We start from the raw sequence: 6,602 nt of genomic DNA on the forward strand, positions 1-6,602 counted from the left end.
TTTATAATTATACACATTTTAAAACTGAAACGCTTTAATGACTCTTATTTAGAAATAAAAGGAGGCATGATTGCCTCCTTACTGTGGAAAAATCTCTTTTAATGCATCGTTAACACTTTCTACGCCGACCACACGAATCCCTTCAGGATAATCCCAGCCACCTAAATTTGATGCTGGAACAATTGCCCGCTTGAACCCGAGCTTAGCTGCTTCTTGAACGCGCTGTTCAATGCGTGATACACGCCTTACTTCACCGGTCAACCCAACTTCTCCAATAATACAATCATAGACATTAGGCGCCTTGTCCCGGAAACTTGAGACAATGCTTGCGAGCACTGCCAAATCGATGGCCGGCTCATCAAGCTTAACCCCACCTGCAACTTTAATATAGGTGTCCTGTGTCTGCATTAACATGCCTGCCCGTTTTTCCAGCACTGCCATCAACAGCGACACGCGGTTGACATCGATGCCTGTAGCCATGCGTTTCGGATAGTTAAAACTCGACGGCGTCACCAAAGCCTGAATTTCAACAAGGATTGGACGCGTTCCTTCCATCGAGGCCACGACTGTCGAACCTGCTGCACCGCTCGACCGTTCCTGCAGGAATAGCTCGGAAGGATTCAGTACTTCTTTCAATCCGCTTTGAAGCATTTCAAAAATCGCAATTTCATTGGTTGAACCGAAACGGTTTTTGACACTCCGTAAAATCCGATAGGTGTGATGGCGCTCCCCTTCAAAATACAGCACCGTATCCACCATATGCTCCAAAATCCTAGGCCCTGCAATCTGCCCCTCTTTTGTTACATGCCCAACAAGAAAGATGGCGATATTCTTCGTTTTCGCAATCCGCATCAATTCCGCGGCGCTTTCTCTTACTTGTGTCACACTGCCGGGTGCGGAAGTCACCTCAGGATGATGAACTGTCTGAATCGAATCGATAATTACAAAATCAGGAGCCACATCTTCAATTGTATGATGAATCAACTCTAGATTCGTTTCTGCATAAATGAACAGCTCTGAAGATGAGGCATTCAGACGTTCTGCCCGCAATTTGGTTTGGCGAATAGATTCTTCCCCGGAAATATATAATACCCGATTCCCACTATTTGCAAGCATAGCGGAAACCTGTAAAAGCAAAGTCGATTTCCCGATACCCGGATCTCCACCAATCAGTACCAGTGACCCCGGAACAATGCCGCCTCCAAGCACACGGTTTAATTCACTGAGTTCAGTTTCCACCCTAGGCTCGTCCTGTGTTTCAATTGCATTGATTGGCGTCGCTTTTTGAGGAACTGATGCACTGTGCTGAAAAGCACCGCGCGTCCCTTTGGGAGCAGCCATCTCTACTTCTTCAGTCATCGTATTCCATGCTGCGCAGCCTGGACACTTTCCCATCCATCTGGCTGATTCATAGCCACACGACTGACAAATGAATTTCGTCTTTTTCTTAGCCATGTGTACCTCCTTAAATAGAAAAACGCTCGCCGGAGACCATCTCCGGCGAGCGGAATGTTTTTATTTTTTTTCCACTACCGCTTCTTTTGCTTCTTCTGTTTCTTTTGTGCGAACGATGAATTCGTCATCTTCTACATCGAAGATAATACGTTGGCCTGATAGTGCTGTGCCTTTTAACAGCTCTTCTGACAGACGATCTTCTACATGTTTTTGAAGGGAACGGCGAAGTGGTCGTGCTCCATACTCTGGGTCATATCCTTCTTTAGCCACTTTTTCAAGCGCCGCTTCAGTCAACTCCAAATCGATATCCTGCTCTTTCAAGCGATCAACCAATTGTTTCGTCATCAAATTAACAATCTCTCTTAAGTTTTCTTTTTCAAGAGAATGGAAGACGATCATATCATCGACACGGTTCAGGAACTCTGGGCGGAATGCTTTTTTCAATTCAGCAAGCATTTTGCCTTTCATGTCTTTGTAATCCGATTTTGCATCATCTAAATTGAAACCAACATATTTATTGTATTTCAACTCTTCCGCACCAACGTTTGAAGTCATGATGATGACTGTGTTGCGGAAATCGACTCTGCGGCCTTTTGAATCCGTTAAACGACCATCTTCAAGGACCTGCAGAAGAATATTGAACACGTCAGGGTGAGCTTTTTCAATTTCGTCAAGCAGCACTACTGAGTATGGTTTTCTACGGACTTTCTCTGTCAACTGTCCGCCTTCTTCGTAACCTACATAACCTGGAGGAGAACCGACCAAACGTGAAGTCGAATGTCTTTCCATGTATTCGGACATATCAATGCGGATCATCGCTTCTTCATCACCAAACATGGATTCAGCCAGCGCACGCGCCAACTCCGTTTTACCAACACCAGTTGGTCCAAGGAAGATGAACGAGCCGATTGGGCGTTTCGGATCTTTCAATCCAGCACGCGCACGACGGATAGCTTTTGAAATTGAAGTGACAGCTTCATTCTGACCGATAACACGGTTATGAAGGATCGATTCCAAGTTCAGGAGCTTATCAGATTCTGTTTGAGCCAGTTTTGAGACCGGAATGCCGGTCCACATGGACACAACTTTCGCGATATCTTCCACTGTTACTTCAGACTCTTCTTTTCCTTGCTTTTCTTTCCATTCTTTCTTCGTTTTATCTAATTGGTTCTGCAGTTTTTGTTCCGCATCACGAAGCGAAGCCGCTTTTTCGAATTCTTGGCTTTGCACCGCTTCATTTTTCTCTGAGCGTGCAGCTTCCAACCGTGCTTCCAGCTCTTTCAGATCCGGCGGAGTCGTGTAAGAGCGAAGTCTTACTTTAGATCCCGCTTCATCAATCAAGTCAATCGCTTTATCCGGTAAGAAACGATCTGAGATGTAGCGGTCTGACATTTTAGCAGCTGCTTCGATCGCTTCATCGGTAATTTTCACGCGGTGATGCGCTTCATAGCGGTCACGCAAACCACGGATGATTTGAATCGACTCTTCTACTGAAGGCTCGTCCACTTGAATCGGTTGGAAACGGCGCTCAAGCGCCGCGTCTTTTTCAATATACTTGCGGTACTCATCCAAAGTCGTAGCACCGATACATTGAAGTTCACCGCGAGACAATGAAGGTTTCAGGATATTGGATGCATCAATTGCACCTTCTGCCCCACCTGCTCCAATTAACGTGTGAAGCTCATCAATAAAGAGGATAACATTGCCTGCCTGGCGAATTTCATCCATCACTTTTTTCAAGCGATCTTCGAATTCCCCACGGTATTTTGTTCCGGCAACCACTGTACCCATATCCAAAACCATGACGCGTTTGTCACGCAGGGTTTCAGGAATTTCATTATTGACAATTTGTTGAGCCAAACCTTCAGCAATAGCTGTTTTACCGACACCTGGTTCACCGATTAATACAGGATTGTTTTTCGTTCTGCGGCTCAGCACTTCAATCACACGTGTGATTTCATCACTACGGCCGATAACCGGGTCCAATCCGCCTTCACGGGCTACCTGAGTCAAATCACGTGCCAAACCATCCAATGTCGGTGTGTTTGCCGAAGCATTCGGGCTTGTGCCTGTAGATGCCTGTTCATTGTTCCCCAGAAGCTGCAACACTTGTTGGCGCGCCTTATTCAAGCTGACACCTGCATTTCCTAACACACGGGCTGCAACGCCTTCACCTTCGCGAATCAGCGCCAATAGCAAATGCTCTGTACCAATATAAGAATGGCCCAATTTACGGGACTCATCAACTGACAATTCAATAACTTTTTTCGCTCTCGGCGTATAGTGGACAATCGGACCAACATCTTTTTCGCCGACACCAACAAGTTCCTTAACGCCTTCTTCAATCAATTGTGTGTTCACTTCAATCGCTTCCAAAGCTTTAGCGGCTATACCGCCACCTTCGCGAATTAAACCTAGAAGAATATGCTCTGTACCGATTGATTCATGTTTCATGCGAATGGCCTCTTCTTGAGCTAACTGAAGAACTTTTTGTGCGCGTTGTGTAAATCGATTAAACATCATGCAAGATCCTCTCCTTCACTATTTATACCTTCTTTATTCAATCGCTCCCGGAACAATTTTGCCCGAGCAAAATCGCGTTGTTTCGGCTGCAGCGGCTTGTCTGCATATTGCTGCAGGAATGCCGGCTGCATAAAAATCATCAATTCATTCAAAATTGACATATCTACATCTTGAATCATCTTTAAATCAATACCCAATCGAACATCTGACAAACAAGTAGCAGCTTCTTCCGTAGTCAGCAGTCTCGAATGGGTAAGAATTCCAAGCGACCGATACAGACGATCTTCCAATACCAATGGTGAATTTAGAACAATCGCTTCCCGTGCCTTACGTTCCTGCTGAATAATCTGTTCTGTCATATTTTCCAAATCCTGAAGAATTTCGTATTCGGATTTGCCAAGTGTCAATTGATTGGATATTTGATAAACATTCCCCAATGCCTCGCTGCCTTCACCATAAATACCGCGAACCACCATACCAAGTCTTGAAATTGCAGGAATGATCCGTTGAATTTGATGCGACATAGTCAAAGCCGGCAAATGAAGCATAACAGACGCCCTCATGCCCGTACCGACATTGGTGGGACAGCTGGTTAAGTAGCCATACTTCTCATGAAAAGCATAAGACAAATTCTTCTCTAATAAGGAATCTAATTCATTGGCTATTTTATAGGCTTTTTGAAGATGAAATCCTGACTGCAGACTTTGAATCCGTAAATGATCCTCCTCGTTTACCATGATACTCAGCTCTTCACCTTCAGACAATAAAACAGAACCTGAATGTTGGCTATTAGCGAGATAAGGGCTGATTAAATGTTTTTCCACTAGTACCTCTTTTTGCAGCTGGGCAAGTTCTTCTATACTTACATGGCTAAAAGTATAGTCTAACTCACTGCCTTTATCTAATAATACAGAAGAGATTTCTTTATCTACTTTGAGTGCCTCATCTTCCGTAAATGAATAAGGAAATTTAAAATCATTTAGATTTCTTGCTAATCGAATTCTGGTACTCATTGCAATATCGACATTTTCACCATCATTAGCCATCCAACTGCTTGCTCGAGGTTGCAGAAACCGTTCAACTGCCATTTGGAGCACCTCGCTCAAGCTTGGAACTCAACACTTTTACTTCATCTCTTAATCTTGCAGCTTCTTCAAAGTGTTCTGACTGAATTGATATTTGCATTTGTTTGCGAAGTTCTTCAATTTCTTTTTTTATTTTTAAGGTAGTTCCATAAGAAGCCGGTATTTTACCAGTATGTTCTGTATTCCCATTATGGAAACGTTTGAATATTTCAATGAGCTGTGGTGAAAACGTATCGTAACAAGAAGCACATCCAAACTTCCCAATCTGCAAAAATTTAGAAAAAGTAAAACCACAGGAAGGGCAAGTTGCTACTTCTTTTCTAGCAGGGTTAATGGATGCCTGCGAATTAGGGAACCAATTTGATAATAGCTGATGAATAGCTAATGGATCCTGCTCAAAAGCAATATTAATGCTATGGTTTTCAGCAGCACAGATATGGCATAAATGAAGCTCTGTTATCTGTCCTTGTTGCTGTTGTTTAACTATTACTGATGCGGAACGTTCTCCGCACTGATCGCAAATCATCTTTTCACCCCTTTATGTGTTCGATTGATATTTAATTGTGAAGAGCATCGCTATGAGAATGCGCGCTCGGACTTCATCACGTGTCGGAAGAGGCAAAAGCAGCGCCCTACGATCAACAGCACTGAGAATAAGCTTTGCTTCCCGCTTAGAAATAATCTCTTCATCCAGCAGCCTGAAAACAATATCCTCCGCCATAACCTGCGTAGCACCGTTCTCTAAACGCTGAATAACTTCGGCTATAACATCCGACTTTTGATGAAGTCGGATTCTCCTAATACGAATATATCCACCGCCGCCGCGTTTACTTTCTACTGAGTACCCGCGGTCAACAGTAAAACGGGTATTAATGACATAATTTATTTGAGATGGCACACACTGAAACTTCTCGGCTACTTCACTGCGTTTAATTTCAATATGATCTCTCTCGCTTAATTCGATAACTTGCTTTAAATAACCTTCTATTACATCCGAAATATTCCGCATCGCTTTCACCTCTTCGATACATAATAGGCCAAAGTTGACTTTGACTATATTTGACTTAATTATACACCAAGTTTTTTATAGGAATCAAATAGTATGTATCGAAAGTGTTTACCAATAAAAAAAGTCTTTAAGCCAACTTCGCTAAAAGACTTTTTAACTTTATTCCTGATCTAGTATTCTTTTCACAAAATCTTTAGTATGACTCGATACTGACCTTGTTTTTTCTTCCGCATATTTCGTTTTCCACTTTATACCCTCTTGCCAAATTTCTACAACATCTCCTACGGAAACATTATGAGTGAAGTCTGCTAAAGGAAATGTATACTGTTCATCACCTTCTTCTGTAGTCTTTAATAATACTGTTCTTTTATCAATAGCTTCTACTTTATATATACCTGGTTTCATAGATTTCACCTCACTCATGTTTTTCCCATTCCATAACACCTTCAACCCTTATTTTGCTCCTTTATAAATTTCCACTTTTATCTTCTCATCGTTTTCAAACAAAAAAGCCGTTACCGGAATCGGTA

6 protein-coding genes are annotated in these 6,602 nt (G+C 42.8%); all 6 read right to left on the reverse strand.

The genetic code is table 11. The features are described 5' to 3' along the window. Positions 1-78 precede the first annotated feature (78 nt). The 6 genes from radA to J7I83_RS16670 all read right to left on the reverse strand — a co-directional run bounded on the left by radA (position 79) and on the right by J7I83_RS16670 (position 6,522). Positions 79-1,455, reverse strand: coding sequence for a DNA repair protein RadA (gene radA, locus J7I83_RS16645; RefSeq protein WP_215102565.1), 1,377 nt, complete (start codon positions 1,453-1,455; stop codon positions 79-81). Between the two features lie 60 nt (positions 1,456-1,515). Next, on the reverse strand, positions 1,516-3,978 hold the full coding sequence (locus J7I83_RS16650) for an ATP-dependent Clp protease ATP-binding subunit (protein ID WP_215102567.1): 2,463 nt from the start codon (positions 3,976-3,978) through the stop codon (positions 1,516-1,518). Then, positions 3,975-5,066, reverse strand: coding sequence for a protein-arginine kinase McsB (mcsB, locus tag J7I83_RS16655; RefSeq protein ID WP_215102569.1), 1,092 nt, complete (start codon positions 5,064-5,066; stop codon positions 3,975-3,977). The genes J7I83_RS16650 and mcsB overlap by 4 nt, the downstream gene beginning before the upstream one ends. Then, positions 5,056-5,589 carry a UvrB/UvrC motif-containing protein gene (locus J7I83_RS16660; protein ID WP_215102571.1) on the reverse strand — a complete coding sequence of 178 codons (534 nt, stop codon included), beginning with the start codon at positions 5,587-5,589 and terminating at the stop codon, positions 5,056-5,058. The genes mcsB and J7I83_RS16660 overlap by 11 nt, the downstream gene beginning before the upstream one ends. A gap of 12 nt (positions 5,590-5,601) precedes the next feature. Then, positions 5,602-6,072, reverse strand: a complete 471-nt coding sequence (locus J7I83_RS16665; RefSeq protein ID WP_215102572.1) for a CtsR family transcriptional regulator — start codon at positions 6,070-6,072, stop codon at positions 5,602-5,604. Positions 6,073-6,231: 159 nt separating this feature from the next. Then, on the reverse strand, positions 6,232-6,522 hold the full coding sequence (locus J7I83_RS16670) for a hypothetical protein (RefSeq protein ID WP_215102574.1): 291 nt from the start codon (positions 6,520-6,522) through the stop codon (positions 6,232-6,234). Between the last annotated feature and the right edge of the window lie 80 nt (positions 6,523-6,602).

It is taken from the genome of Planococcus sp. ISL-110, assembly GCF_018613575.1.
In the GTDB taxonomy this organism is placed as follows: Bacteria; Bacillota; Bacilli; order Bacillales_A; family Planococcaceae; genus Planococcus.